The following is a 24,166-nucleotide window of genomic DNA, read 5'->3' on the forward strand; positions in this document are numbered from 1 at the left end:
AGGCCTGGGCCGACGTCCTCGACGCGCTGGGAGTGCGGGGCGACAATGCGGGCCATGCAAGGCAAGAGCGTGGTGATCACCGGTGCCTCCATGGGCATCGGCGAGGAGCTGTCGGTGGCGCTCGCGGCGCGGGGCGCGAATCTGGTGCTGGCCGCGCGGAGTGAGGATGCCCTCCAGCGGGTGAAGCAGCGGTGCGAGGCGGCGGGCGGGAAGGCCATCGCGGTCGCCACGGACGTGGGGGACCCGGAGGCGTGTCGGCGGATGGTGGACCGCGCGGTGGAGGCGTACGGCGGCGTGGACGTGCTCGTCAACAACGCGGGCATCTCCATGGACGCGCGGTTCGAGGACGTCACGGACCTGACGCTCTTCGAGCGGCTGATGCGCATCAACTACCTGGGCTCGGTGTACTGCACGCACCATGCGCTGCCGCACCTGAAGGCACGGCGCGGGTTGCTGGTGGCGGTGTCGTCACTGACGGGGAAGACGGGCGTGCCCACTCGCTCGGGCTATGCGGCGAGCAAGCACGCGATGAACGGGTTCTTCGACTCACTGCGCGTGGAGTTGATGGGGACGGGCGTGGACGTGACGGTGGTGTGCCCGGGCTTCGTGGCGACGAATGTGCGCGCCAACGCGCTGGGCAAGGACGGCAAGCCGCTGCAGGTGAGCGCGCACGACGAGACGGAAGGCAACATGGACGTGGGCACGTGCGTGTCCATCATCCTGAAGGCCATGGATCAGCGTGAGCGCGAGGTGGTGATGACCACCAAGGGCAAGGTGGGTCAGTACCTGAAGCTGTTCACCCCGGGCTTCCTGGACCGCATCGTGTTCAAGGCGATTCAGGAACGGCGGAAGTGAGCGGGGCTTGAGGCTGCCGTCCTAACGCGTCGGCAGCTCACGGATGCTCAGGCCATCCAGTCCCAGTCGGCTGACAGAGTCGACGAACCGCTCGGTGCCGATGACCATCGTGGCGAAGTTCCCCACTCGGAACAGATCCAGCTCTGTTGGGAGCGAGGCCGCATCCAGGATGGGCGCATCGGGTCGAGTGAGGCCGAACCGGCCACATGTCGGGCACGGTGGCGGCTCATCGGGAGGAATGCAGTCGGGATGGAGCCGCCCGTGAGGGTCCACTTGGAGTTCCAGCAACTCCGGTGGGCTCTTCTGGCGGAATCGCAGGGCGGTTGGGTAGGCACGCAGGCCACTCACGCCCTCGGATTGAAGACGCTCCAACGCCTCGCGATGCACGAGAAGTACCTCGATGATCCACGCGAAGGCAGGGAGCTTCCCGAACGCGGTTCCCACCAAGGGCCCCAGGCCCGCGCCTGGAGGAATCGTCGCATTCGGGGGAGCCAGGGGACGCACCATCTCTCGGAGACGGGCGAACTCATGGAAGGACTCGGGTCGGGCCTTCTCGAACTCGCGCCGCTCCGGCAGGGCTGACAGGTCCACCCCGGGGTAATGGTGGCCAGCGCCGCTCCAGGTGGCGCCGCAATCGTGGCACGTCGCTCCCGGCAGTCCCCACCGGTGCGCACCGTGCGCTTCGCCGCCATGTTTCGCGGCGACCGCGCTGTCCTCATCCACCCAGAAGAATCGCCTCATCCGCCCTCACGCTCCTGGCCTGGAATAGTAGGGCTGGATGGGCCCGCCGATGAGTTCGAAACGATAGATGAGCTCTCCTGCGTGCTTGAAGATGGCCGCGGGCGTGGCGTTGGGACTGCTCTTCCTGAACGCCCGCCAAGCCTCATTCCAGGGCCCCCCATTTCCCCCATCTCGATGAATCCGGCGATGAACCTCCACCGGGATGGGCATGGTGTAGTCGTGGATCTTGACGCCCTGACGCTCGAACCACAGCTTGAGTTCGTTCTGCTGCGGGAAGATGTGGTGCTTCTCCCAACGCCCAGACGTGAGCTGGTGTGAAGGCGGAATGATCCGCGCAGGGGCGCCATTCCAATGCGGGAACGTCATCACCGCGCCGCGAGGGAGATTCTGTACGCCTCCCCAGTTTCTCCGAGGGCCACTTCCCGGTGCCGCAGCCGCCGCAGGTGGGCGCGAAGGAGGAAACCGGGCCTGTACGATCTCCGCGAGCATGTCCTCGCAGCGATAGAAGCCACAGCCGTCGTCCAAGCACAGGAGGGTGACGCACTGGTCGCTCCCAGGGTCGTCGCACTCCGCTCCTCCAGTTTCCCACGCCTGCTCGATGGGCGGTTTGCCAACGCTCGAACAGCCCAACCAGGAAGCAGTGAGAATCAGGAGCCACAGGGCAGACCGAGCCGGCATGAATCGAATCCCTATCACCTCAACCTGTCCCAAGGAAACACTCACTCAAATACTCCCAGAATCAGGAATCAGGACTCCACCAAAACCGCTCCACAGCCCCATTCGAAATCCTGCCCCTGCGCCATTGTTGAATCCAAACTCCCTAATGAAATGACATAGACGTGGCCGTCGTCGCCTATTCGTCGGCAGCGACGAGGCATGTCGGAATCTGGCGGGGCTGACGGAGTCGACGAACCGCTCGGCGCCGATGATCATCGTAGCGAAGTTGCCCACTCGGAACAGGTCCAAATCCGTCGGGAGCGAGGCCTCGTCTATGATGGGCTCATGGGGACAGGCGCGGCCGAACCGGCCGCACGTCATATAGCAAGCCCTTCAAGACAGCGTCGCATGGCTTCACCAACCCCATCATTCCACCCATCAACGATGAGGCCGCTGTACCCGACCTCGAATGGCCTTCAACTTCCCCATGAGGCACTCGTTGACATGGCCCGGGAGAACGATGCTGAGGCTTCTTTCGCTGGTGCCCCTGATGCTGAGCGCCTTCGCCTGCATGAAGGAAGCACCCGAAGCGGTTCCCCTGCAGGCACTCACCGAAGAGAGCCACCCCGTCCGCGAGATGCCCGAGCGAACCCGGTTCATTCGCACCTGCACCCCTCGGGGCGAATGGGTCGGGGAGAGGTACTGCCCCAAGGTATGCGGCTGGGTCGATTCGTCAGAACCGGAGTGTGATGCCGACGAGAGGTGCATTGACCCAGACTCCGCTCAACGACTCTCCCAGGCAGGAGGGATTTCCGTCATCTGGGGCTGCTACGACAGCTGCGACGCCAGCACTTGTCGGGACGGCTATCGCTGCGTCCAAGGAAAGGTCTCCATTCCCGCCGGCTCGGAGACCTTCCAGGTCATGAAGCTGTGCCTTCCCGATCACCCCCCAGAAGATGCGGGGCGCTGCCCCCGGCCTCAGGGGTGCGCACCCAGTGGCAAGGACGGCCGCCCTGAGAGGGAGCTTCCCTGCGTCCAGGCCGTGATTCGACTTCGATGACGCAACGTGTCACGCTGCGCGTGGAGGTACTGAATGACGACTTCGGAAGGGCCTGAAACCCCAGACTCCGAGCCTGGGTTCCCGGTGGTCTCGTCCTCTCCCGCCGGAACGGCGCTCCCCGCTCCGCCAAAGCCTCGCGTGGGCAAGGTGGACGTCGCGCTCGGCGTGCTCAACGGCGTGCTGGGCGACTACCTCCACCGACAGAACAACGCGCTCGCCACGCCCATGGGCCTCTACCACGAGGGCCGCCCCCTCCCCGTCGAGCGCGAGGCCCTGCGCACCGCCCATCCCCACTCCACGGGACGCGTGACCCTCTGGGTCCACGGACTCGCCGTCACCGAGGCCGTCTGGGCCTTCCCCACAGAGCCCACCACCGACTACGGCACCCTCCTGGAGCGCGACGCGGGCTTCACCCCTCTCTACCTCCGCTACAACACCGGCCTGCACATCTCCGACAACGGCGAGGCCCTCGCGAACCTCCTGCAACGCCTCATCGCCGAGTTCCCCGTCCCCATCACCGAGCTCGTCCTCGTCGGCTACAGCATGGGCGGCCTCGTCCTGCGCAGCGCCTGTCACATCGCCTCCGAGAGCTGCCTCTCCTGGCTCTCCCACGTGCGCCGCTCGTACTCCATCGGCGTGCCCCACTTCGGCAGCCCCCTGGAGCGCATGGGCACCGTCGTCGCCCAGGTGCTCCGCGCCGTGCCCAATCCCTACACGCGACTGGTCGCCGATGTCGTCGACCTGCGCAGCAGCGGCGTGAAGGACCTGGGCGTCGCCCGACTCCGCCGACAGGACTGGGAAGACACCGAGTCTCCCTGCAAGCCCTTGCTCCCTCCGCCGGGCATCGCCCACCACCTCATCGTCGGGGCGCTCGGCCAGCAGGGACAGTGGCTGTCCGCCATGTTCGGTGACGGCGTCGTCTCCCTGGCGAGCGCTTCCGGCCGCACCGGCCCGCGTGATACGAGCCCGCTGTTCCCGCCGGAAAACGTCAAGGTGGTCACAGGTATCGACCACGTCACCCTCGCCCACCACGCGGATGTCTACGCGCGGCTCCGCGAGTCGCTCGCAGTGGAGGCCTCATGACTCGCCTACGTGGTGTGAAGGACCTGGTACACGATGCCGTGGAGCAGGGCGCCATGGCGGTGGAGCGCATCCACCGCTCCAGCGCCGCGAAGCCCTTCGAGGTGCTGCGGTTGATTCCCACGCTCGACGCACCCGTGGGCGCCCTGCAATCCCTCCATGACGCCGCCCTCTCCGGCACCTATGGAATGGTCCGCTGGGTCAACCGCGCCGTCGACGGGACGCTGGACGTCGCCCTGGACCTCTTCGAGCAACGCCAGCTCTCCCAGACGGAACTTCAGGGTCCGTCGAGCACCGACAACATCCTCGGCAGCACGTCGAAGAACGCGTAGTTCCAGCAGCTGAAGTTGTGGCCGCCGTCGCAGCCGAACGGCTTCTGCCCCGGCAGGGGGCGGCCATACATCTCGTAGTGGTGCGGCACCCCCGCGCCGTTGAGCGCGTGGTGGAAGCGGTCCGTCGATGCTCCCGGAACACGCTCCAGCACATCTCCATCCCACGTGCCCGAACCCGCGTAGAGCGCCACCGCCACGCCCCGTAGCCCCGCCGCGCGCCCCAGCGGATTGTTCATGTTCCACGCCTGGTCGAACGGCCAGAACGGCGAGCCAAACGGGCCGTCCGAGTTCTGGAGCCACCGCGTGGCCTCCTCGGTGATGAGCGCGCGGATGCCCGAGTCCCCCAGGTCCAGCGCCCCGGAGAAGCTGGCCACATAGGCGAACAGGTCCGGCCGCCGCGCCGCGTAGCTGATGGCCCCAAAGCCTCCCATCGACAGGCCCGCAATCGCCCGCCCCTTCTTGTACGCGAGCGTGCGCAGGTTCTGGTCCACCCACGGAATCAACTGGTTCAGGTGGAACTCCTCCCACGCCTGATTCACCCCGCGAGGAAAGACCCAGTTCGTGTACCAACCCACCTTGCCACCATCCGGCATGATGGTGATGACCGGCATGTTCTCCGTAATCGCATACGCCGCACCGAACTCCACCCACTGCGCGGAGTTCGCTCCAGCGCCTCCATGCAGCAGGTACACGACGGGATAGCGCAGGCCCGGGTTGCGCTCGTAGCCCGTGGGCAACAACACACGGACATGGTGACGCGGGTCATAGACGGCGTTGAGCGAGACGAGCGCGGTGGAAATCTCCACGTCGATGAGCCGGTCCGTGATGGGCCGCACCGCGTGCACGGTGATGCCATGGCCCGAGCCGAAGAACGGAGCCAGACTCGCCTCCAGCGTGGAGACCGCCGCGTCTTCCTCCGCATGAGCCACCTGGGGCGCGCCGCCCACCCAGACGGCGACCAGGGCAAGCGCGCTCACCACCGTGGAACGCCAGGACACCGCCGAGCAACGGACAGGGGGGACTGCCTTGTCTTTGGACATACGCCCAGCACTAGGGATTCAACTCAAATCGCGCAAGTCCCCAGGAATGACAAATCAACCCGAGCCATGACAGCTATTGCGGCGCCGTCATAAATTGCCGCCCAGGCCCGGCCTCTCGAGCCGCCGGGCATGACGCGGGCGCTCAGGAACCGCCGCCCCCGTCACTCGCGCCGCCCCGCCGCTCCACGCGCGTCAACAGGCCGGAGAGGCCCTCGAAGCTGGCATTGCCCACCTGGTGTAGTCCGAAGCCCCAGAGGAACGCCGTCATGCCCGCGCCGAAGCCTCCCCACGTCGGAGAGAAGACGTTGAGGAGCTGGAGTCCCAGCACCACCGCCACGCCCGTCAGCAGCACCAGCAGCGCCAGCTCCACCAGCCACAGATGACGCGGCGAAGGCAGCGGCATGCCCTCCAGCGCGCCGAGCCCACCCGCGGAATCCGCGTCGTCATCGCCCGGAGCCTCCGGCAGCGACGGCAGGCTGCCTCCCGTGGGCGCGCTGGCCGAGGGCACCTCTGGCGCGGAGGCCGCATTGGCCAACAGCGACTCCCTCCCCGCGGGAATCCCCATCCTGCCGCTCATGCTGGCGCTCTGTGGACTCGGGTAGCTCTGGAGCGCCAGCCGCGCCTTGTCCGCCTTGTAGTCCGCGTCCTGCAGCGTCTCCGGCGTCAGCGCCAGCTGAGCCTCGTTCAGCAGCGAGTCGATGTGCCCCAGCTCATGCAGCTCGGAGTCCGCGGTGGCCTCGCTTCGCTTGCGCGCCACCTCCTCGCGCAGTCCGTCGATGCGCTTGCGCACCTGGCCCGTCTGCGCGTGATGAAGGATGTCGCGTGCCTCGCGGTACTTCGCGGCGGCCTCGTGTGGAGACTCCGCCGCCAGCGCCAGCATCGCCTCGCGCAGCTTCGCCTCCGCGTTGTCCAGCTCCGCCTTCTGCGCATCGCTGGCCGTGCTCCGCGCCTCCTCCAGGGCTCCACGAAGCTCCAGCAGGAGCCGCCGCACGTAGTGCGCATACGCGCCCTGGTACAGCCGGAAGCCATCGTCCACGCTGACGTCCGCCCGGGCCCGCGCCTGCTTCAGCCGCTCCTTCACGTCCGTGGTGAGCTCGCGCCACTCCTCCAGCGAGAAACCCCGGGGATTGCGCGGCGAGGCCACCGCCAGCGACAGCTCCGCGCAGAGGACGTCGAAGTAGGAGCGACGGGCCATCTCGAACTGCTGCCGCGCCGTCGCCAGGTCTCCCTGGTCCAGCCGCGCGCGCACGTCCTGGAGCAGCGGCAACAGCTCGTACATCAGCCGGAAGCCCAGGCTGTCATCCCCCAGCTTCTGCGCCAGCGCGCGCGCCTGCGTCTCCAGCTCCGCCAGCTTCGCCTTCAGCCCCGCCCTCGCCAGCTCCTCCACGTTCTGCCCGCGCAGCGCCTTGAGCTGCTCCTCCAGTCGCTCCGTCGGCACCTTCCCGATGCGTAGCGACGTCTCCGCCTCGTCCAGCAGCGTGCTCGCCTGCGCCGGCCGCAACTCCCGGGGCAGTGCCTGGAGCTCTCGCGTTCCGGTGCACCACGCCTCGTACAACCGCAGCTCCGGCTCCACCCGGGCCAGCTCCGCCTCCGCCACGCGGCCCCCTCGCAACGGCCCACGAATCCGGGAGACGAGCGAGTCGATGCGCGCGCGCACCTCCAGCCCCACCCGCCGGGTCTCCGCGTCCTGACCATTGAGCAGCACCGCCGCGCGCCGCCGCAGCGCCTGCGCCCGCTGGAGCTGCTGCGCCCGGGGCCGGATGTTCTGCGTGTACAGGCGCACGCCATACGACGACACCGCGCCCGCCGCGATGAGCAACGCTCCCCACAGCCACGGCGTCCTCACCCAGACGGTGAAGGGCTGCTCCACCGCCACGCCCTGCGGCACCGCCATGCGCACCGTGCCCGTGTACTCGCCCGGCCCGTCCAACCCGCGCAGATGCAACAACAGCGTGCCGCTGCCATTCGCCGGCACCAGCACCGAGTCGACCGCGGCCGACAGCTCCAGGTCCTTGCCGTCCTTCCCGCCGCCCTCCAGCGAGAAGCTGGCGCCGTCGAAGCGCGGCTGCACCAGCGTCGCCCCCAGGTCCGGGGCCTTGTGCTGAAGCTGGAGCAACCGGGGCGCGGCCACCTTCCCCGTCACGCCCGCCGTCTCCTTGAAGGGCAGCCGCACCGTCGCATCCACCGTGCCCAGGCCCCAGCCCGACGAGGCCACCGCGGGCGACGTCGCCACGAACTGCACCACTGGCACCGCCTGCGTCCGCGTGACGATGAGCGCCGTCGTCTCGCGCCCACCCGCATGCACCAGCACCAACTGCCCCGTGTAGTCCCCCGCCGTCGGCAGCTTTCCGCTCACCTCCAGGTGTAGCGGGGCTCTCGCGGAGATGGACGGCGAGGTGGACACCGCCGTGCCCGCGTCCTCGGCGCCTGCCTCGCGCACGACGGCCGTCAGCGTCACCTGGGAGCCGTCACTCGCCTGCAGCGGGTCCACCAGCACCGTCACGCCGCCGGGGAGCGCCTCCTCCACGCCCGCGTCACCCGGAGGCGGCGACAGCAGGTCCACGCGCAGCACCGTCCGGAAGTCCTCCGACGTCGTGCGCAGCTTCACCTCGTTGCTGGCCGTGGCGCCGGCCACGCGCAGCCGCGTCTGCGCCAGCGCGACGCTCGACGCGGTGAGCACCACGAGCAACACCAGGCGCGGGAGGCCCTGACCACGGCGGCGGCAACGGGCATCGAGGACGAACATCCACCGACGATAACAGGCGCGTCCCCCGCCTCCAGTTCACACCCTCACTCCCAACCCAGGAGCGCCTTCACCTCCGGGGACAGGCCGCGGCGGATGGTGTCCGTGGGAATGCCCTCGTTGTGTCCCGTGGCGGACGGCAGGCGCGGCCCACCGCTGTGATGCAACGCGGCCAGCCGCAAGTCCTGGGTGAAACACGGCGCGCCCGAGGACCCCGGGCTCGTGGAGGTCCGATAGGACACACGCGTGCGTGACGCGTTGACGGACAGGAACTCGTCCAGCACCACGCTCATCGGCTGTCCCTCCGGGTGCTGGACGATGAGCGCCAGGCTGCCCACGACGAAGGGCACCTCCTCCTCGGGCAGCTCCAGCCAGCCCCGGGGCTCGCCCTCCACCCGCTCGTCGCCCGGCGCGCCCTCCACCTGGAGGAAGGCGTAGTCCAATTCGTCCACCGTCGCCTCGCGGGGCCGGGGGTGCATCAGGTCCGCGGGACTGTACGAGCTGCGCGCGATGCACCGCTTCACCGCGTAGCGTGTCCCCGGCTGGAGCAACGTCCGGTCCGGCAACACCTTGTGGTCGAAGCGCACGCGCAGCGACTCCAGGAGCCGGTTCTCGATGACGTGGAAGTTGGTGAGCACCACGTCGCGCGACACCAGGAACCCCGTGCCCAGGGATGCGCCCAGCACCGGCTCCACCCGGCACACGCGCCGCTCTATCGCGGCCAGCCTCCGGCGCCACCCGTCCGCGCCGCCGGCCTCGCTCCAGGCACCGACGATGCGCTCCAGGCTGCGCCGCGGAATGCTCCGCTGAACCGAGGCGAGATAGCCCTGCATGAAGCGATGCAGCCGCGGATGGCGCGGATGGGCACCATGCATGCCCGTCACCAACTCCCGCGTCCAGCCTTCCGACTCCGCGCGATGGATGAGTCCCGACGCCCGCTCCCTCGGGCCGCCCGTGGGAACGAGCGCTTCCAAATCCCGGTGGCACACCGAGGCCACCACCCGGCGAAGGTCCTCCACCGAGGGAAACGCCCCCAGCATCGCCAACAGCAACTCGTCTCTCTCCGCGCCGTCGAGCTCCATGGTGTCACCCGTGAAGAACCACTGACGAAGCCTTCCCCGGCCTGCCGACGCTGCGATGAATCTTCTGTATTCGCCGAGCGGATTCCCAGTGGCAGCCGCCCTTCTGCCCTGATGTGCCGGGTCCAGAAGCCCGCGAGCGGACACTCGTTACCGGGCCCTCCGCAACGAGGCCCGGGTCCGAAGTCGTCGAGGACCCCGCCTCAGCGCACCGCCCACGTAGCGGGAGGTACGTAGGAGACGAGGTCCGGCCGCGCCACCACCCGCAGCGAGGAGGCGCCCGCCTGGAGCGTCCCCGCCAGCGTGGGGATGACGCGGAAGCGCACCTGGAAGGGCTCTCCCTGTCCCCGGGGCCGCAGCTTCAGCGTCACCGCGCCATCCTCCGAGGTCCACGACGCGACACTCCCCACCGCCACCAGCGCGTCCAGGCTCGCGGCGTCCACCTGCACGCCCGCGGGCAACCCGTGCCGCAGCTCCAACTCGAGGCCCGAGGGCGTGGAGGCCTGCATCGTCACCTCCACGGGCTGCCCCACCTTCGCCTCCCGGGGCGAGTCCACGGCCAGCTCCAGTCCCCCTTGCGCCTCCTGCTTCCACGGCACGGCGGCGGACAACGCCAGCGCGAAGCCCAGGCCCGGCACCGCGGGCTCCGCTCGCACCGTCCAGACATGCGCGCCTGCCGAGCCCGCCGCCGGGGCCTCCAGCGACAGCACCTCGCGCAGCGCCTTGGCGTCATAGGTGCCCTCGGCCACGGGCTTCCCGTCGCGCTCCAGCACCACGCGCACCCGAGCGGGCAGCGGCTCCTTGAAGAGCGACACCACGGCCTTGAGCGCCAGCCGGTTCGCCCGGCCTCCGCCCCAGCCGCGCGCCGGCCCGTAGCCCGCGAGCAGCGAGGCACCCAGGTCCGCCAGCGGCGCCTTCGCGTCACCCTCCAGGCCCAGCACCGCCAGCGCGGTGGCCTCCGCCTCCGAGGGCGCTTCCCCATTGGCCGCCACGACGCCCGACTCCACCGGCAGGTACGCGGCGCCGTCCTCGCGCTTCTTCAGCGCGTCACGCACCTGGGCCCGCAGCGAGTCCCGCAGCGCGCCCGTCACGATGCCGCTCGCCAGCAGGGACGCCGCCGTGTAGCCGTCCTTCACGTGCGCCCGGTTGCGCTCCAACGCGCCCGACGCCAGCGTGGAGAAGCGCGCCGCGCGCCGCTGCCCCCCAGGCGTCCCGGACGCCGCCGCCACCGCTCGCGCGCAATCCGCCGTCGCCACCAGCAGTCGCTGGAGCGTCCAACCCTCGCCCCCCTGGCACGTGCCGTCCGGACGCTGCGCCGCGGCCACCCAGCCCGCGAGCCGCTCGCCCAGCCGCGCGAGCACCGGGTTGTCCGGATGGAGCAGCGTGCCCTCCACCAGCAGCGTCGCGGACACCACGTCCGGCGTGCGCCCCAGCCGCAGCGCGCGCTGCGTCGCTTGCGCCACGAGGACCCGCACGCCTTCCGCGTCCACGAGCCCTCCCGCCGCCTCCGGCGGTGACGCCACGCGCGCGCCCTTCGGGGAGAGGGCCGCCTTCAGGACCTCGGCCGCCTGGGGCTCGCCCAGCGCCGTCAGCAGCTCCGGCGCGCGCCCGGCCAGGAGCAGCGCATAGGCCACATCCTCCGAACCCCCGCGAGCCCCCGCCGACGTCAGCTCCGAGCGCAGCACGCCCAGCCCTCCCGGATACACCTGGAGCCGCACGCGCTCACTGCCCGCCTGCGCATCCGCGGCGCCCGTGAGCGACAGCGTGCGCGGCGCCGCCAGCGTGCCGCTCCACGTCTGGACCACGGGCCGACCGGTGGGCCACACGTCCAGGGGCTTCTCCACGCTGTCCGCGTCTCCCAGCGCCGCGCGCACCGCGATGGGTCCCGGGCCCGACACGCGCACCGTCACGTACTCCACCACGCTGCCTCGCGCCGGCACGCGCACCGTGCGCGTGGCGCCCTCCACCGCCGCACCCGTGGCCTCCACCTTCAGCGACGTCTCCACGGCCGCATCCGTCGTGTTCACCACCTGCACCGGCACGCGCACGGAGTCGCCCGCGCGCAGGAAGGCCGGCAGCACCGGGTCCACGTACGTGGGCAGCGTCCCCGCGAAGCTCGTCACCGCGCCGGCCTGGGCGCCCGTGCGCGAGTGCGCCAGCGCCAGCACGCGCCAGCGGGTGAGCCGGTCCGGCACGCGCACCGGCAGCGTCGCGGTACCGGACTCATCCGTCACCACCAGCGGCTCGAAGAGGAACGTCTCCGGGAACCACGCGCGGCTCGGCGCCCCTGGGGCCGCGGGCTTCTCCTCCAGCAACCCACCACCGCCCGGTGAGCGCTCTCCCCCCTTCCCCCGCGCGAGGCGCTTGTCGGAGCCGCCCTCTCTCTCCTCCTCCGGCGCCGCGCCCCCTCCCATGGGGGCCTGCATGGGCGCGGCGGCGACCTCGAGGGCGTCCGACTCCTTGAGGGCGAAGTCCGCCGACACTCCCATCGTCTGGGCATTGGGTTCCCAGTCGCCTCCCAGCGCGGACGCGGACGCTCCGAAAAGGCCCCGGAGGTTGTCCCCGAACAGGGTCAGCATGAGCCCGGCCGCCACGATGAGGCACACCGCCCCGACGATGATCTTGCGCATCATGGCGCCTCCCGGGCGACCCACGCGTTCCAGTTCTCCACGTCCTCTGGCAGTCGCGTCCCGCGCGACACCACCGCACGCGGGTCCGTCAGCTCCAGCAACTCCCTGGGCAGCCGCGACAGCCTCAGTCGCTGGCCGAAGGCATCCTTCACCTTCTCGCCCCGCTGCTCGCAGGACGCCAGCGCCTGGGTCCACAGCTTCGCGAGCCCCGCCGGGTTCAGCGTCTCACCTTCCGGCGCCTTCTCCTCCCACTCACGCACCTGCGCGTGCAGCTCCGCGAGCACCGCGTAGAAGGGCTCCGTCAGCTCGGACTCCGGGTCGAACTCACTCCGCGCCCGCGCGCTCACGCGCGTCTCCGCATCCTCGGGTGTCGGCACCGCGCTCACCCGCAGCAGCGCCGCGGCGGCCGCGTTGGAGCCCCGGATGCGCCCCTGCGCCAGCGCCACGCCATCCAGCACCCCGAAGGCGGGCTGCGACACCGTCGGCGCGGGCCTCACGCTCGCCATCGCATCCGTGCCCGGCAGCGGCACCAACTGGCTCAAGGTCTCATCCACGCCGATGAGCCCCACCGCCGCGGGCCCATCCTTCCCATCCACGCGCGTGCGCACCTGGAGCCGCGCCAGGTCACCAGGGGCATAGGCCGGCTTCTCCGACGACACCTCCACGGAGAGCTGCGCGCGCGGCGCCACGTACACCCGCGCCCGAGCCCCCGCCCACGACGTCTCCGCCCAGCCCTCGAAGTCCGCGGGCAGTTGGAAGCGCGCCGTGGTGGAGCCCTTCTCCAGCTTTGCCACCAGCTCCTGCTTGCCCACCGTGAGGTGCAGCTCCTTGGGCAGCGTCCCCTCGAACGCGGGGCCCCGCATCAGGTCGATGCGCACCTCTTCGCCCGCGCGCGCCAGCACCGGTGTCGCGCGCAGCCGGAAGGGCGGCAGCATCGCCGGGCGCGACATCCACTTCGTGTCCCCCACCGGCTTGCCGTCCACCTTCGCCACGACCTTCAGCTCGTAGCCCAGGAACGTGGTGGCCTGTGCCTGCCCCTCCGTCTCCGAGTCATCGTCACCGGAATGAACCGTGAACCCCACGACCCCCATCGACTCCTCTTCCTCGATGTCACCCGTGAGCCTCACGCGCGCGAGGCGCTCCTGGACACACGCCACCACCGAGGGACTCAGCGTGCTCTTCACCCATGGCAGCGCGGACCAGGACGTCGTCAACTCCCGCTTCGCGCCCAGCCGCCAGCTCAGCGCCACCGGCAGGCGATCTCCCGACTCCAGCTTCGACGGCAGGCACGCACGCGCGTCACTGACGAGGGGCGCCAGCGCGTCCGTCAGCGACGTGCCCGTACCAAAGGCCGGCTCCGCCACCAGCTCCATCCAAGGCAAGCCCGCATCCCGCACCTCGAACGTCAGAGCGAGGACGCGCTCTCGACCCGCGGGTAGCGTGCGCGCGCGAACCCCCTGGGCCAGACACGCCGTGAGCGCGTCCAATTCGCCCCCCACCTCCGTCACCGCGCCCCCCGCGCCCACGCGCACGCCCAGCTTCACCATCCGCTCTTCCTCATCCGGCGGGATGAAGCGCGCGCACGGGAAGAGCGACGTCAGCCAGCCCTCCACCACGAGCCGCTCCTTCAGCGACGCCTGGCTGTCCTCCTCCAACAGGTTCGTCAGCGTCACCAGCCGCACCGGAGGCGGCCGTGGCGGGCGGCGCACGGGCAACGGCGGCACCACCACGTTGACGGGCGGTCCCGGGTCCAGTTGGAAGGCCGCCACGCCGTCCTCGTCCGTCACGCCGCGCACGCCCTCGTCCCGAGCATCCCACGCGCGCGTCACCGTCAGCTCCGCCCCCGGCAGCACCCGGCCGTCCGGCGTGGTGGCGCGCAGGTAGACGCGGTTGCTGAAGCCATCCACCAGCCCGTCCTCCAGCTCCGTCACCGAGGAGATGGCGAGCGCATCCTCCGAGAGCAGGAGCGCCACCGCGCCTCCCACCCGGTCCCCCGCGGCGTCTCGCGCGGACACACTCGCGAAAAGCGTCACCTGACCGCGCAGGTCCTCCGGCACGCGAGGCAACGTCACGCGGAAGCGCCCCGCCGCGTCCGAGCGCGCCCGAAGCGGCAGTCCTCCCGTGCTCCATTCCGGAGGCGGCGGCCACGCCCCGGAGACAGTCCACCGCAGCTCCACCTCCGCGTCCGTCACGGGAGCGCCCGACGCGTACACCACCTGGCCTTCCACCTCGGGCGTGTCACCCGCGCGCCAGGAGGGCCGGGGACTGGACACCTCCACGCGGAAGCGCGGCAGCGTGAAGGGCTTCACCTGGAACGTCGCGCTGGCCTGCGTATCCCCGCTGCTCCACACCAGCGTCCACACCCCCACGGGCGCGCCCCGGTCCAACGGGAAGCTGCCAGCCACGACGCCCCACGGCCCCGCGGGCGCTCGCTCCTCCAGCACCGTCTCTCCCGTCGCGTCCTTCAGGAACCACGTCCCGGGCCGCCCATCCAACGGAGACAAATCCCGGGTGCGCAGCACCACCGCGCGGAAGCTCACCTCGTTGCCCGGCTCGTAGAGCGGCCGGTCCGTCAGCACATGGGCCACCGCGGGCGCGTAGAGCGGCAGCGTCGCGTCCACCGTGTCCGTGCCCAGGGGCGTGGTGACGCGGGCGCGCAGCTTGTAGTCGCCGTCCGGCACCTCGGGCAGCTTCACCTCGGCCCCCAGCGTGTCGTCGGAGTCGCGCGTCCACGGGGACTTCTTCTCCGGCTCCAGGGGCGTCTGCTTCCCCTCGGCATCCACCAGGAACAGCTCCGCGGAGCCCCGCCGCACCCGCGCGGTCATCAGGCTGCCCCGAGCGTCCGGCGCGTGCGCGTCCGCCCAGATGATGACGCGTCCGGAGAGCCCTCGTGCCACCGAGCGGACATCCAGGCCCACCGTCTGGCGGAACTGTCCGTCCGGGCACTGGGGCACCTTCACCCCACGCAGCACCCAGGCGCTCAAACACACGTCCCACGCCGCGAAGGCCCAGACCCCCACCAGCAGCAGGGCCGCCAGCCCCCCCTTCTTCGCCCGACGGCGGAAACGCTCTGTCATGCATCCTCCCCGAGGCCGCACTCTATGCCGGGAGTCCCCCTGGCTGCCGAGCCCCCTTCTTCGCGCACCCGGCGCCGGTGCGGTAGCGTCCCGCGTCTCATGCTCCCGTCGCCCAAGCCCCGTGCCGCCCGAGCTCCCCCGGATGCCCTGCCCTCGCGACTGGAGACGCTGCTGGAGTCGCTCACGGACCGGCACCTGGCGGACCGGTTGGAGCGCGTCCATCGCGCGGCGGCGGTGGCCATCGACCAGTTGGGACACCTGAGCATCGCCCGTTACGAGCCCACCTCCCTGGAGTCGGACGGCGGCGCGGACCTGTCCCTCTGGGAGACCATGGCCCCGGCCATCGGCGACACCCTCGTGGGCGTCAACCAGCTCGTCAGCGCCATCCACCAGCAGTTCCCTCCGCCCGCGCGCGCCGCGAGCACCGGGGACACCGGCTGGGCACCGCCCCCCGCCAGCTCCGATGAGCGGCTGGCGCAGGAGGTGGAGGCGGTGCTCCACGCCACCGCGGAGCGGCTGTCCAAGCGGGTGTCGGAGCTGGGCCAGCAGATGCGAAAGCCGGAGGTCGTCAGCGACCGCTGGACGCTGATGGCCAAGCTCCAGGCGTTCCGCGCCGACTTCCGCGTGCGCATCGGCGACCTCGTCTACCTGACGGCGGCGGCCTTCGAGGACGTGCGCCGCGAGGACGTGGTGCCCGGTTACGTGCACCAGGTGGGCGCGCGCTCGGCGCTGCGCGGGGCGGCGGCGGACCTGCGCCGCTCGCTGCAAGGACGGTTGGAGCGCGCGACGAAGGCGGAGGCCCCGTCACGACCCCCGCTGGCCCGACAGATGGCGGAGAGCGTGTCGGCCTTCATCACCCTGTCCGCCTCGGTGGCGCTGCGCACGCCGCAGAAGCACCACGTGCTCACCTTCCGCGCGCGCCTCCAGGACGCGGGAGGACAGCCCGAGCTGGCGGCGGACGTGCTGCCCTCGCTCGTCGAGCCCTTCCTCGCCTTCCTGGAGGAGGCCATGGACGAGGTGACGCGCACGTGGCTCGTCGTGCATGACCGCGAGCTGTGGGCGGCGTGTGGCGCGAAGCTGGAGCAGGCGGAGATGCACCTGACGCTCGGCTCGCCAGGCGCGGCGCGCGTGCTGGCGGACGCGGTGGACACGGCGGCGGCGCTGTACGGCCGCTCGGCGCCGTTCGACGGCTTCCTGCGCAAGGCGCGACAGGAGGCCGCCGAGGGACTGGCCGAGACGGGCTCATACGGCCTGCTCGAGCGCTTCCGGGAGCGCCTCGCGGCCCTGCCCTTCAGCTAGGCGGCCGCGACTACTTCTTCGTGTCGGCGGGCAGCGCGGGAGCCTCCGCCTTCGACGGCAGCACGCGCAGCTCGTTGAAGCGCTCGGCCAGCGTGCCCGGCGTCATCTCTTCCTGCCACTGCTTGGGGTTGGTGTTCCAGCCGAAGTCCGCCGGCACCTTGCCGCCACCCTGGTTCTTGTAGCCAATCATGTCCGGGAACAGCGTGGACCAGCGGCCCGCGGGGTCCGGCTCCTTGGTGATGTACTGCCGGTTGGCGGGGATGAGGAAGGGCTTGCTCGCGTCGCTCATGACGCAAAGCCTCCCCGAAACCCGCCCGCAAGGGTAGTGGGAAGCCACGGTGACGGCGCCTGGAGGCCTGGTCCCCGGACATCCCCCCGGAATGAGGCCCTCAAGCGGCCTTCCGGGCCTTCCCCCGGCGCACGGGGGGCAGCACCCGGGGCCCCAGCGCGAAGACGGCCGCGAAGTAGCGCGCCTGGGCCTCGCTCCGGTACCGGTAGCGCCGCACCTCGCCCTCCGGCGTGACGACCTCCACCCCCCAGCCCTTCCTGTCCTCGCTCACGTCCACGCGCTCCACGCCACCCATGCCGTCCCCCTCTCCCGTTTCCTGGCGTCTTGGAGATCAATCACCGTGCCAGTCAGTCCACGCGGATGCCCGGGGTTGCGGTGTCCACGGGACGTCAGTCGGCCGCGAGGCGGTAAGGAATGCAGCCACGCTCGCCTGCCTGCCTGCTCGTGGGGTGGAAGGGTGCGATGCCCTCCAGGGCGCGTACCCAGGGCCCGGAGCGGTCTGCTTGTGCCGCGCGATTCCTGCGTTAACTCAGAGGCATGACTGAATTCGAGAGCAACATCGGCGAGCGGTTCGCCGAATTCGTCCTTCCCGACGGCTGCGTGCTCTGCGGTGGGGCGGTGAACGTGCGCGCCAGCCCCTCCGGGGCGCACAGCTACTGCGCCCACTGCCACTGGCTGTCCAAACCTCGCATGCGCGTGAAGGACAACGGCGTGGAGCTGTCCTTCGGCGCGGCGGCCACGGCTTGATGTCCCGCGCGTCGAGCATCCACGAGGCTCGACGCGCTCACCCCACGGGCAGGCTCAATTCGCGGAGCAGGCCCAGACCCCCTGGATGGTGCAGAAGCAGTTTCCGACGCGCCGGTTGATGCAGCACGAGCGCGTGCCGCTGCCCGCCGGGGAGCACGCCTTGCCCGCGAGGCTCAAGCAGGAGCTGTTGGGCTGCAGGCAGATGGAGGGCAGCGAAATGGGGCAGATTTTGTGCAGCCCATCGCACTCGACGGACTCGCCCGGGTAGGTGTTGCACGTGGTGCCCGTGCAGGACACCGTCGACCCATTCGAACAGGTCGTCGTACACGTTTCGAGCGCGCTCTCCTCCTGGGCGAGAGGCTCCAGCGCCTCGACGGCCTCGGTTCCACCACAGGCCAGCAGACCGGACACGACCAGCGCCGACAGCACCGTCAGGGACAGCTTCATGGGTGGGCTCTCTTTCAGCGAAGGATGGGCGATGGCCCATCACGCACGTGCGTGCGCGCTGGAGAGGGATTGAAGCATGACCCGCGGGTGCCCCGTCAGGCACGGGCCCATGACTCACCGTGGCATCTGCACTTCGATTTCACTATTTCGAGCAGAGCGGACACGGTGGGGTGCGGGGGCCTCACCTGCGCGGACCTTCGTCGAGGCCGGGGCCTTCCAGGGTGCGCCCGGAGTCGGAGGCCTCCCGAGGCGGTGCGGGCGGCAGGCCCTGCGCGGAGAGCAAGAGCGACAGCAGCGCGGCCTGCTCCTTCTCCCCGAGGACCTCCATCGTCTTCGGCAGGCTGAGGGAGACGGAGGTCGGCTCGCCGTCCACGTCGGGCTGACAGGTGCGCCAACCGGTGTAGTGGCCCCCCGCCACCGTCAGGGTGTAGCTGCAGCCGCCCACGTCGCCGGAGATGCCCACGGGGGAGATGACGAGCGAGGTGGGCCAGTGGGCGAGTTCGCCATCCACGCGCAGGCCCTGCTCGGAGGCCATGCGGGACAGTTCGAGCCGGCTGTCCTCCACGCCCACGCGTCCGACGATGGGCCCCTGGGGCCAGCGCAGGTCCACGTCACCGCCGCGCAGGCGGCCCTTGAGCGAGGAGCCGGTGCGACGCAGGTCGAAGCCTCCGCCGCGCACGACGTCGCGACTCAGGGACACCGTGAGGGACTCTTCGCCTACCTGGAAGCGGATGGGACCGCCGCGTTCGGAGACGGCGAGCTGCGCGCTCGCGGGCGCGGCGAGTCCGAGCGACAGCAGCACCGCGCTCAGCCTGCCGAGCGCTCCTCGGGGTCCGGATTCGGGGCGTGACACGGGGCACCTGCCTTTCCTCTGGGCACTGGAGGGAAGGTAGGGTCGCGAGCCCGGGGCGGGCATGGCCGTGCACCCCGTGGGCTCGCATGGAGGGACGGGCTCAGTGGGGCCCGTGAGCGCCTGGAGCGCCGCCTGCCGCGAGGGACGGGTCATCGCGCTTGCGCTCGCGTTTGTCCCAGGAGTCACCGTCCTCGTAGCCCCACTCGTCGACGTCGACGCGGTAGCTGGTGGGTGAGAGCAGTCGTCCCCGGCAGATGCGCTCCTGCCAGTTCCCGTGGTCCACGGAGCTGTCCGCGCGGGAGAGCAATTCGCGCATCAGCCAGTCGGGGACAATGGCGCGGTCGGATGGATAGGCGAAGCGGAAGAAGAGCAGATGGGAGAGGAGGACTTCCCAGTAGCGGTCGAAGCGGCGCAGCAGGCGTTCCCAGTCGAACGTCGCGCCGGTCTTCAGGAGCAGGTGGGTGAGTTCGTGGCCATCGAAGCGCTCTCGCTCGAGGACGAACGCCTTGCTCCAGAAGATTTCCTCGGCGGGAGGGACGCGGCACGGGCAGCCCAGTACCTGCGCGGGGACGGCGTGCTCGAACCAGGCTTCGTCGATGGCGGTGATGCCGTTGCCGGAGCCGTAGATGAGGTCGACGAGGAAGTCCGCCCAGAAGGCCTTGTGGAGCCAGCCGTGGACCTCGCTCTCGGTGCGCCATTCGTTGCGCGCGAGGAGTTCGAGGGCGCGGTCTCCATCCTTGCGGTGGAGGAAGAGGTCCAGGTCCTTGGTATCGCGATAGATGCCCGTGTAGTGAGCGAAGGCGTAGGCGCCGCCCACGAGGAAGGGGATGCCAGCGTCGGAAAGCAGTTGGATGGCGTAGGTGCGCGCGCCCAGCTCCGCCACGGAGCGCCGCACTTCCATCCGCCTCGGGTCTCCTCCGGGTGCCCCGGAGGCCTTCGGTGGTTGCTCGGCCATGAGGGAAGATAGGGGAGCAGGGCCGGCACGTCAGCGAGTCGTCCGCGCACCCGCCCGAAGGGCAGGCGAGCGGGCGACGGCCCACTTGGTTCACCGCACCAGCCACAACATCAGGGGCGCGGTGACGAAGGACAGCGGAATCCCCACGCCCACCATCAGCACGGCCAGCTCCGGGTCCAACCGATGCTCGGCCGCGAGAATCGCCGCGCTCACCATGGGCGCCATCGCCGCCTGGAGCACCGTCGCCTGCACCACCACCGGCGACAACCCCGGCAACGCCAACAACCCCAGCGTCACCACCCCCGGCACCAGCACCAGCTTGTAGAAGAGCCCCAGCGACAGCGCCGGCAATCGCGCCTTCACGCCCGACAGCCGCAACTGCAACCCCACCGAGAACAACGCCAGCGGCGTCAACAACGCCCCCAGCCGCTCCAGCACCGACTCCACCCAGACCGGATACCCCACCGGCCGCAACAGCAGCGACACCACCAACGCCACGAACGGCGGAAACGTCGCCACCTTCCTCGCCAGCGCGCTCAGCGGCAGCTCCACCTCCGCGCTCGCTCGCGCCGCCGCCAGCGTCGCCAACGTGGACAGCACCAGGAACGAGCCGAGCTGGTCCGCCACCACCGCCACCGCCAGCCCCTCCGAACCCAGCAACGCCTCCGCCATCGGCAAGCCGACGAACGCCGTGTTGCCCAACCCTCCCGTCAACACCAACGCCGCCACCGACTCCTTCGACAACCCCAGACGAGGCCCCAGCCACCGGAAGAACGGCCCCGCCGCCAGGTAGTACAGCCACGGCACCACCGCGGCCACCAGCAGCGACGGCACGAACTCCAGCCGATGCATCACCCGCAACACCAGCGCCGGCAACGCCACGTACAGCACGAACGTGTTGAACGGCCCCGCCGAGCCCTCGGGGAACTTCCCACTGCGCCGAGCCAGCACCCCCAGCACCAGACACGTCCCCAACAACCCGATGACCTGACTCATGACGCCCGCGCCTTCCCGCGTCGACGCTGTCCCGCGCGCGGCGACCGTGACTCCTGTTTCCCAACGCCCACCACCCCGCCTCCCGACAACAACGCGCGCTCGCGCTGGATGAGCTCCGCCAGGAAATCCATCACCGCCCGCACCCTCGCGTTCTGCTGCAGGTCCGCGTGAACCACCAGCCAGATGTCACGCCGCAACGCCACCACCGGAGGCAACAACCGCCGCAAACCCGGCGTGAGGTCTCCCTGGAGACACGGCATCAACCCCAACCCCAATCCCCCACCCGTCGCCGCCATCACCGACAGCAACGAGTTGCACCGCACCCCCACCCTCGCGGACGACCCCACCGACTCCAACCACCGCGCCTCTGGCCACTTCGCCGCCGCCCCCGTGTACCCAATCACGTCATGCCCCGCGAACCCCGTGGCCGGGTCCGCCAACCCCCGGCGCGCGACGTACGCCTCCGACGCATAGAGCGAAATCGCGATGTCCCCCACCTTGCGCGCCACCAGCGATGCCTCGCTCGGCCGCGTCAGCCGCACCGCCACGTCCGCTTCACGCCGCGTCAGGTCCAACGCACCGTAGTCCGTGAGGAACCGCACCTCGATGCCCGGATGCCGCTCCCGGAACGGCGCGAAGCGCGGCAACAACGTGTTCACCGCGAACGCCTCCGTCGTCGTCACCCGCACCACGCCCTCCAGCCGCGCGTCCTCCCCTCCCGCTCGACGCTCCACCGCGAGCATCGCCCCCTCCATCTCCTCCGCGGGCCCCTGGATGCCTCGCGCCGCCGCCGTCGGGGCGAGCCGCCCCGGAGTCCGCTCGAACAACCGCGCCCCCAGCGTCTCCTCCAACACAGCGAGCCTGCGCCCCACCGTCGTCGCATCCACCTTCAGCGCCCGCGCCGCGCCCGCGAGCGTCCCCTCTCGCGACACCGCCAGGAAGTACCGCAGGTCGTTCCAGTCCAGCATGGTGCCCTGCAATCTCGCAGCCCCTCCCTGCAACCTCCAGCGTTTCCGCAGGCCGCCTCCTGGCGCATTCATGGCGTCACCGGAAACAGGCCGCGACTCGCGGTCTCCCGAGCCACCCACGGAGTCTCGCCATGCGCATCCTCGCCATTGCCCTCGTCACCCTCTGCGCCGCCGCGTGCGGAGGAGCGAAGTCCCACGTCCGCCCCCAGGACCTCGCCGGCACCTGGGACAGCGCCACATGTGAAGCCGTCCCCAACGGCGACGGTTCGAACAACTACCTCCAGCGCCACTTCCAGCTCACCGAGTCCGCCTGGACGCTCCGCCTGGACTTCTTCCGCGACGCGGGTTGCCAGACGAAGTTGTTCACCGCGCGCGTCGTCGGCCCCTACAGCCTGGGACAGGATTCGGAGAAGGTGTCGGGCGCGACCGAGGGCACCTTCACCTTCGGCGAGCGCTACCTCACCGCGCACCTGCAGCCGCTGGCGGACGTCTTCACCCAGTCGGGCTGCGGCACGGGCGCGTGGACGGTGGGCGTGGAGCAGCCCGTCCCTGGCGCGTGCTTGTCATTCAAGCCGCTGACCGAGTGCGGCAGGGACCACGACGTGGTGAAGGTGGAAGGCACCCAGCTCTTCTTTGGCCAGCGCCCCGCCGACAATGACCTGTGCGCCCCGGAGAAGCGTCCGCAAGCCCTGGCCACCCACCCCGTCGTCAAGCACTGAAGCGCGTCAGCCCTGGCATGGGATGCGCCGTCGCGGCCGTACGGCGATGACGGCGCCCCTGAGGTGACGGTGCGCATGGGTCGCAACCCACGCGGCGTCGGACTCCCCAGGCCCCGGACGCGTTATCAGGCGCGGCCCGGGCTCTTCGTCATTCCCGCGCAAATGCTCGGAACCCAAAGCAAGACATCGACTCTCCGGACTCTGGCGCCCTGTTCAAGGATGGCTTGGAGCGCGAGACACGCTGGCGCATGCTCGCGCGCGGCCATGGCTTCTCGATTCGTCCTCCGGTGCCCCTCGCATCTCCTCGCGGCAACAAAGGGAGGGCGCTCATGACGGGCGCGCTGCGACGGGCGCTGCGCGAGATGGCCGGCGGACTGCCTCGCACGTACTGGGTGCTGTGGGTGGGCACGCTGGTCAACCGGCTGGGCAGCTTCGTCGTCCCCTTCCTCGCGCTGTACCTCACCCGCGAGCGGGGCTTCAGCGTGGAGCGCGCGGGGCTCACCGTGTCGCTCTATGGCGTGGGCGCGGTCATCGCGAGTCCCCTGGGCGGCATGCTCGCGGACCGCGTGGGCCGCCGCATCACCCTGGCCGGCGGACTGTGGCTGGGCTCGGTGGGCATGCTCTTGCTCGGCTTCGCGCGCGAGCCCGCCGCCATCGCCGCGGCGGCCTTCTGCCTGGGCATCTGCGGAGAGGTCTACCGTCCCGCCGTGTCCGCCGCCGTCGCGGACGTCGTCTCCCCCGAGGACCGTCAGCGCGCGTTCGGCCTGCTCTACTGGGTCGTCAACGTGGGCTTCGCCATCGCCCTGCCCATGGCCGGACTGATGGTCCGCTACGGCTACCTGACGCTCTTCATCGTCGACGCCATCACCACCTTCACCTATGGCTGCTGCATCTGGCTGCTCCTGCCGGAGACGCGCCCCGCGAAGCCTCCGGCCACGTCGGACACCCAGGCACCGGGCGCCATGGGCTCCCTGCTGGCCCCCTTCCTGGACCCGAGCTTCGTCGCCTTCGCCGTCCCCTACTTCGGCGTGGCGCTCATCTTCTACCAGAGCCAGGTGTCGCTCCCGATGGACCTGAGTTCGCGCGGGCTGACGGAGGCGCAGTTCGGCGCGGTGCTGTCCGTCAACGGCCTGCTCATCGTCGCGCTCCAGCCCTTCACGAACCCGGTGCTGCGCCGCCTGCGCCGCGCCCAGGCACTGGCCCTGGCCGCGGTCCTCACCGGCATCGGCTTTGGCCTGCACGCGCTGACGGGCAACGTCGCGCTCGCGGCCCTGGCCGTGGCCATCTGGACGCTGGGAGAGATGGCCCAGGCCCCCGTCGCGCCCTCCGTCGTCGCGGACCTGGCCCCGTCCGGACTGCGCGGCAGCTACCAGGGCGCGTACCACATGCTCTGGGGCCTGGCGTCCAGCGCCGCGCCCGCGCTCGGGGGCTGGGTGCTCGGCCGCGCCGGCACGTCCGCGCTGTGGCTCGGCTGTCTCGCGCTGGGGCTCGTCTGCGCCGTCTGGCAGCTGGCCATCGCGGGCCCCCGGCGCCGACGCCTGGACTCGCAGCGCGCGGTGCGCACGGACCTGAGTCCCCTCATCGACTGAAAGCGCCACG

22 protein-coding genes are annotated in these 24,166 nt (G+C 70.5%); 7 read left to right on the forward strand and 15 right to left on the reverse strand.

Annotated elements, in window-relative coordinates:
• Positions 1-45 precede the first annotated feature (45 nt).
• On the forward strand, positions 46-855 hold the full coding sequence (locus HUA76_RS02360) for an SDR family oxidoreductase (protein WP_174459876.1): 810 nt from the start codon (positions 46-48) through the stop codon (positions 853-855).
• 21 nt (positions 856-876) lie between these two features.
• Here HUA76_RS02360 and HUA76_RS02365 read toward each other — a convergent pair whose 3' ends face one another.
• The 3 genes from HUA76_RS02365 to HUA76_RS02375 are packed head-to-tail and all read right to left on the reverse strand — an operon-like array spanning position 877 to position 2,634.
• Positions 877-1,596, reverse strand: coding sequence for a double-CXXCG motif protein (locus tag HUA76_RS02365; RefSeq protein WP_174459877.1), 720 nt, complete (start codon positions 1,594-1,596; stop codon positions 877-879).
• A 6-nt stretch (positions 1,597-1,602) separates the two neighbouring features.
• Entirely contained in the window at positions 1,603-2,274 is a 672-nt protein-coding gene (locus tag HUA76_RS02370; RefSeq protein WP_174460438.1) for a TIGR02269 family lipoprotein, read from the reverse strand.
• A 45-nt stretch (positions 2,275-2,319) separates the two neighbouring features.
• Positions 2,320-2,634 carry a double-CXXCG motif protein gene (locus HUA76_RS02375; protein ID WP_174459878.1) on the reverse strand — a complete coding sequence of 105 codons (315 nt, stop codon included), beginning with the start codon at positions 2,632-2,634 and terminating at the stop codon, positions 2,320-2,322.
• Between the two features lie 712 nt (positions 2,635-3,346).
• On the opposite strand from HUA76_RS02375, the gene HUA76_RS02380 reads away from it, so the two are divergent.
• Both HUA76_RS02380 and HUA76_RS02385 read left to right on the forward strand, forming a co-directional pair.
• Positions 3,347-4,396 carry a triacylglycerol lipase gene (locus tag HUA76_RS02380; RefSeq protein WP_254613964.1) on the forward strand — a complete coding sequence of 350 codons (1,050 nt, stop codon included), beginning with the start codon at positions 3,347-3,349 and terminating at the stop codon, positions 4,394-4,396.
• On the forward strand, positions 4,393-4,725 hold the full coding sequence (locus tag HUA76_RS02385; RefSeq protein WP_174457333.1) for a hypothetical protein: 333 nt from the start codon (positions 4,393-4,395) through the stop codon (positions 4,723-4,725). Before HUA76_RS02380 ends, HUA76_RS02385 begins: the two co-directional genes overlap by 4 nt.
• Here the strand turns inward: HUA76_RS02385 and HUA76_RS02390 are convergent.
• From HUA76_RS02390 to HUA76_RS02410, 5 genes are all read right to left on the reverse strand, one after another.
• Positions 4,671-5,723 (reverse strand): alpha/beta hydrolase, encoded by a 1,053-nt coding sequence (locus tag HUA76_RS02390; protein ID WP_371823419.1) that lies wholly within the window; start codon positions 5,721-5,723, stop codon positions 4,671-4,673. The genes HUA76_RS02385 and HUA76_RS02390 overlap by 55 nt on opposite strands.
• A 184-nt stretch (positions 5,724-5,907) precedes the next feature.
• Positions 5,908-8,511, reverse strand: a complete 2,604-nt coding sequence (locus HUA76_RS02395; protein ID WP_174459879.1) for a hypothetical protein — start codon at positions 8,509-8,511, stop codon at positions 5,908-5,910.
• Between the two features lie 44 nt (positions 8,512-8,555).
• Positions 8,556-9,590, reverse strand: a complete 1,035-nt coding sequence (locus tag HUA76_RS02400; protein WP_174457335.1) for a trypsin-like peptidase domain-containing protein — start codon at positions 9,588-9,590, stop codon at positions 8,556-8,558.
• 200 nt (positions 9,591-9,790) lie between these two features.
• The gene (locus HUA76_RS02405; RefSeq protein WP_174459880.1) at positions 9,791-12,220 is read right to left on the reverse strand and encodes an alpha-2-macroglobulin family protein; all 2,430 of its coding nucleotides are present in this window, start codon (positions 12,218-12,220) and stop codon (positions 9,791-9,793) included.
• A complete protein-coding gene (locus tag HUA76_RS02410; RefSeq protein ID WP_174459881.1) occupies positions 12,217-15,294 on the reverse strand; it encodes an MG2 domain-containing protein in 3,078 nt (1,025 codons plus the stop codon). The genes HUA76_RS02405 and HUA76_RS02410 overlap by 4 nt, the downstream gene beginning before the upstream one ends.
• Positions 15,295-15,393: 99 nt before the next feature.
• Between HUA76_RS02410 and HUA76_RS02415 the strand changes: the two genes are divergently transcribed.
• Complete coding sequence (locus HUA76_RS02415) at positions 15,394-16,593, forward strand: hypothetical protein (RefSeq protein ID WP_174459882.1); 1,200 nt, start codon at positions 15,394-15,396, stop codon at positions 16,591-16,593.
• Positions 16,594-16,603: 10 nt separating this feature from the next.
• Here the strand turns inward: HUA76_RS02415 and HUA76_RS02420 are convergent, their stop codons facing one another.
• Together HUA76_RS02420 and HUA76_RS02425 are read right to left on the reverse strand one after the other, a co-directional pair.
• Positions 16,604-16,882 carry a hypothetical protein gene (locus HUA76_RS02420; RefSeq protein ID WP_141643623.1) on the reverse strand — a complete coding sequence of 93 codons (279 nt, stop codon included), beginning with the start codon at positions 16,880-16,882 and terminating at the stop codon, positions 16,604-16,606.
• Positions 16,883-16,982: 100 nt separating this feature from the next.
• The gene (locus tag HUA76_RS02425) at positions 16,983-17,177 is read right to left on the reverse strand and encodes a hypothetical protein (protein ID WP_174459883.1); all 195 of its coding nucleotides are present in this window, start codon (positions 17,175-17,177) and stop codon (positions 16,983-16,985) included.
• 242 nt (positions 17,178-17,419) lie between these two features.
• On the opposite strand from HUA76_RS02425, the gene HUA76_RS02430 reads away from it, so the two are divergent.
• Entirely contained in the window at positions 17,420-17,629 is a 210-nt protein-coding gene (locus tag HUA76_RS02430; protein WP_141643625.1) for a hypothetical protein, read from the forward strand.
• Positions 17,630-17,683: 54 nt separating this feature from the next.
• On the opposite strand, the gene HUA76_RS02435 is transcribed toward HUA76_RS02430, so the two are convergent.
• The 5 genes from HUA76_RS02435 to HUA76_RS02455 form a co-directional block, all read right to left on the reverse strand.
• A complete protein-coding gene (locus HUA76_RS02435; RefSeq protein ID WP_141643626.1) occupies positions 17,684-18,076 on the reverse strand; it encodes a hypothetical protein in 393 nt (130 codons plus the stop codon).
• Positions 18,077-18,257: 181 nt separating this feature from the next.
• On the reverse strand, positions 18,258-18,929 hold the full coding sequence (locus tag HUA76_RS02440) for a hypothetical protein (protein ID WP_141643627.1): 672 nt from the start codon (positions 18,927-18,929) through the stop codon (positions 18,258-18,260).
• Between the two features lie 100 nt (positions 18,930-19,029).
• Positions 19,030-19,884, reverse strand: coding sequence for a nucleotidyltransferase family protein (locus tag HUA76_RS02445; RefSeq protein ID WP_141643628.1), 855 nt, complete (start codon positions 19,882-19,884; stop codon positions 19,030-19,032).
• A 90-nt stretch (positions 19,885-19,974) separates the two neighbouring features.
• A complete protein-coding gene (locus tag HUA76_RS02450) occupies positions 19,975-20,880 on the reverse strand; it encodes an AEC family transporter (protein ID WP_174459884.1) in 906 nt (301 codons plus the stop codon).
• Positions 20,877-21,848 carry a LysR family transcriptional regulator gene (locus HUA76_RS02455; RefSeq protein WP_174459885.1) on the reverse strand — a complete coding sequence of 324 codons (972 nt, stop codon included), beginning with the start codon at positions 21,846-21,848 and terminating at the stop codon, positions 20,877-20,879. The genes HUA76_RS02450 and HUA76_RS02455 overlap by 4 nt, the downstream gene beginning before the upstream one ends.
• A 131-nt stretch (positions 21,849-21,979) precedes the next feature.
• Here HUA76_RS02455 and HUA76_RS02460 point away from each other — a divergent pair, with 131 nt between their 5' ends.
• Both HUA76_RS02460 and HUA76_RS02465 read left to right on the forward strand, forming a co-directional pair.
• Entirely contained in the window at positions 21,980-22,567 is a 588-nt protein-coding gene (locus HUA76_RS02460) for a hypothetical protein (protein ID WP_174459886.1), read from the forward strand.
• A 329-nt stretch (positions 22,568-22,896) separates the two neighbouring features.
• Positions 22,897-24,156 carry an MFS transporter gene (locus tag HUA76_RS02465; protein ID WP_174459887.1) on the forward strand — a complete coding sequence of 420 codons (1,260 nt, stop codon included), beginning with the start codon at positions 22,897-22,899 and terminating at the stop codon, positions 24,154-24,156.
• Positions 24,157-24,166: the final 10 nt, after the last annotated feature.

Origin of the sequence: Myxococcus sp. CA056 (genome assembly GCF_013336715.1) — a bacterium.
GTDB lineage: Bacteria > Myxococcota > Myxococcia > Myxococcales > Myxococcaceae > Myxococcus > Myxococcus llanfairpwllgwyngyllgogerychwyrndrobwllllantysiliogogogochensis.

Coding starts and splice junctions, on each gene's coding strand:
- HUA76_RS02360 (WP_174459876.1), top strand. CDS start 46: ATGCGGGCCATGCAAGGCAAGAGCGTGGTGATCACCGGTGCCTCCATG.
- HUA76_RS02375 (WP_174459878.1), bottom strand. CDS start 2,634: ATGACGTGCGGCCGGTTCGGCCGCGCCTGTCCCCATGAGCCCATCATA.
- HUA76_RS02415 (WP_174459882.1), top strand. CDS start 15,394: ATGCTCCCGTCGCCCAAGCCCCGTGCCGCCCGAGCTCCCCCGGATGCC.
- HUA76_RS02370 (WP_174460438.1), bottom strand. CDS start 2,274: ATGCCGGCTCGGTCTGCCCTGTGGCTCCTGATTCTCACTGCTTCCTGG.
- HUA76_RS02405 (WP_174459880.1), bottom strand. CDS start 12,220: ATGATGCGCAAGATCATCGTCGGGGCGGTGTGCCTCATCGTGGCGGCC.
- HUA76_RS02445 (WP_141643628.1), bottom strand. CDS start 19,884: ATGGCCGAGCAACCACCGAAGGCCTCCGGGGCACCCGGAGGAGACCCG.
- HUA76_RS02420 (WP_141643623.1), bottom strand. CDS start 16,882: ATGAGCGACGCGAGCAAGCCCTTCCTCATCCCCGCCAACCGGCAGTAC.
- HUA76_RS02430 (WP_141643625.1), top strand. CDS start 17,420: ATGACTGAATTCGAGAGCAACATCGGCGAGCGGTTCGCCGAATTCGTC.
- HUA76_RS02410 (WP_174459881.1), bottom strand. CDS start 15,294: ATGACAGAGCGTTTCCGCCGTCGGGCGAAGAAGGGGGGGCTGGCGGCC.
- HUA76_RS02435 (WP_141643626.1), bottom strand. CDS start 18,076: ATGAAGCTGTCCCTGACGGTGCTGTCGGCGCTGGTCGTGTCCGGTCTG.
- HUA76_RS02425 (WP_174459883.1), bottom strand. CDS start 17,177: ATGGGTGGCGTGGAGCGCGTGGACGTGAGCGAGGACAGGAAGGGCTGG.
- HUA76_RS02385 (WP_174457333.1), top strand. CDS start 4,393: ATGACTCGCCTACGTGGTGTGAAGGACCTGGTACACGATGCCGTGGAG.
- HUA76_RS02465 (WP_174459887.1), top strand. CDS start 22,897: ATGACGGGCGCGCTGCGACGGGCGCTGCGCGAGATGGCCGGCGGACTG.
- HUA76_RS02365 (WP_174459877.1), bottom strand. CDS start 1,596: ATGAGGCGATTCTTCTGGGTGGATGAGGACAGCGCGGTCGCCGCGAAA.
- HUA76_RS02395 (WP_174459879.1), bottom strand. CDS start 8,511: ATGTTCGTCCTCGATGCCCGTTGCCGCCGCCGTGGTCAGGGCCTCCCG.
- HUA76_RS02450 (WP_174459884.1), bottom strand. CDS start 20,880: ATGAGTCAGGTCATCGGGTTGTTGGGGACGTGTCTGGTGCTGGGGGTG.
- HUA76_RS02380 (WP_254613964.1), top strand. CDS start 3,347: ATGACGACTTCGGAAGGGCCTGAAACCCCAGACTCCGAGCCTGGGTTC.
- HUA76_RS02455 (WP_174459885.1), bottom strand. CDS start 21,848: ATGCTGGACTGGAACGACCTGCGGTACTTCCTGGCGGTGTCGCGAGAG.
- HUA76_RS02460 (WP_174459886.1), top strand. CDS start 21,980: ATGCGCATCCTCGCCATTGCCCTCGTCACCCTCTGCGCCGCCGCGTGC.
- HUA76_RS02400 (WP_174457335.1), bottom strand. CDS start 9,590: ATGGAGCTCGACGGCGCGGAGAGAGACGAGTTGCTGTTGGCGATGCTG.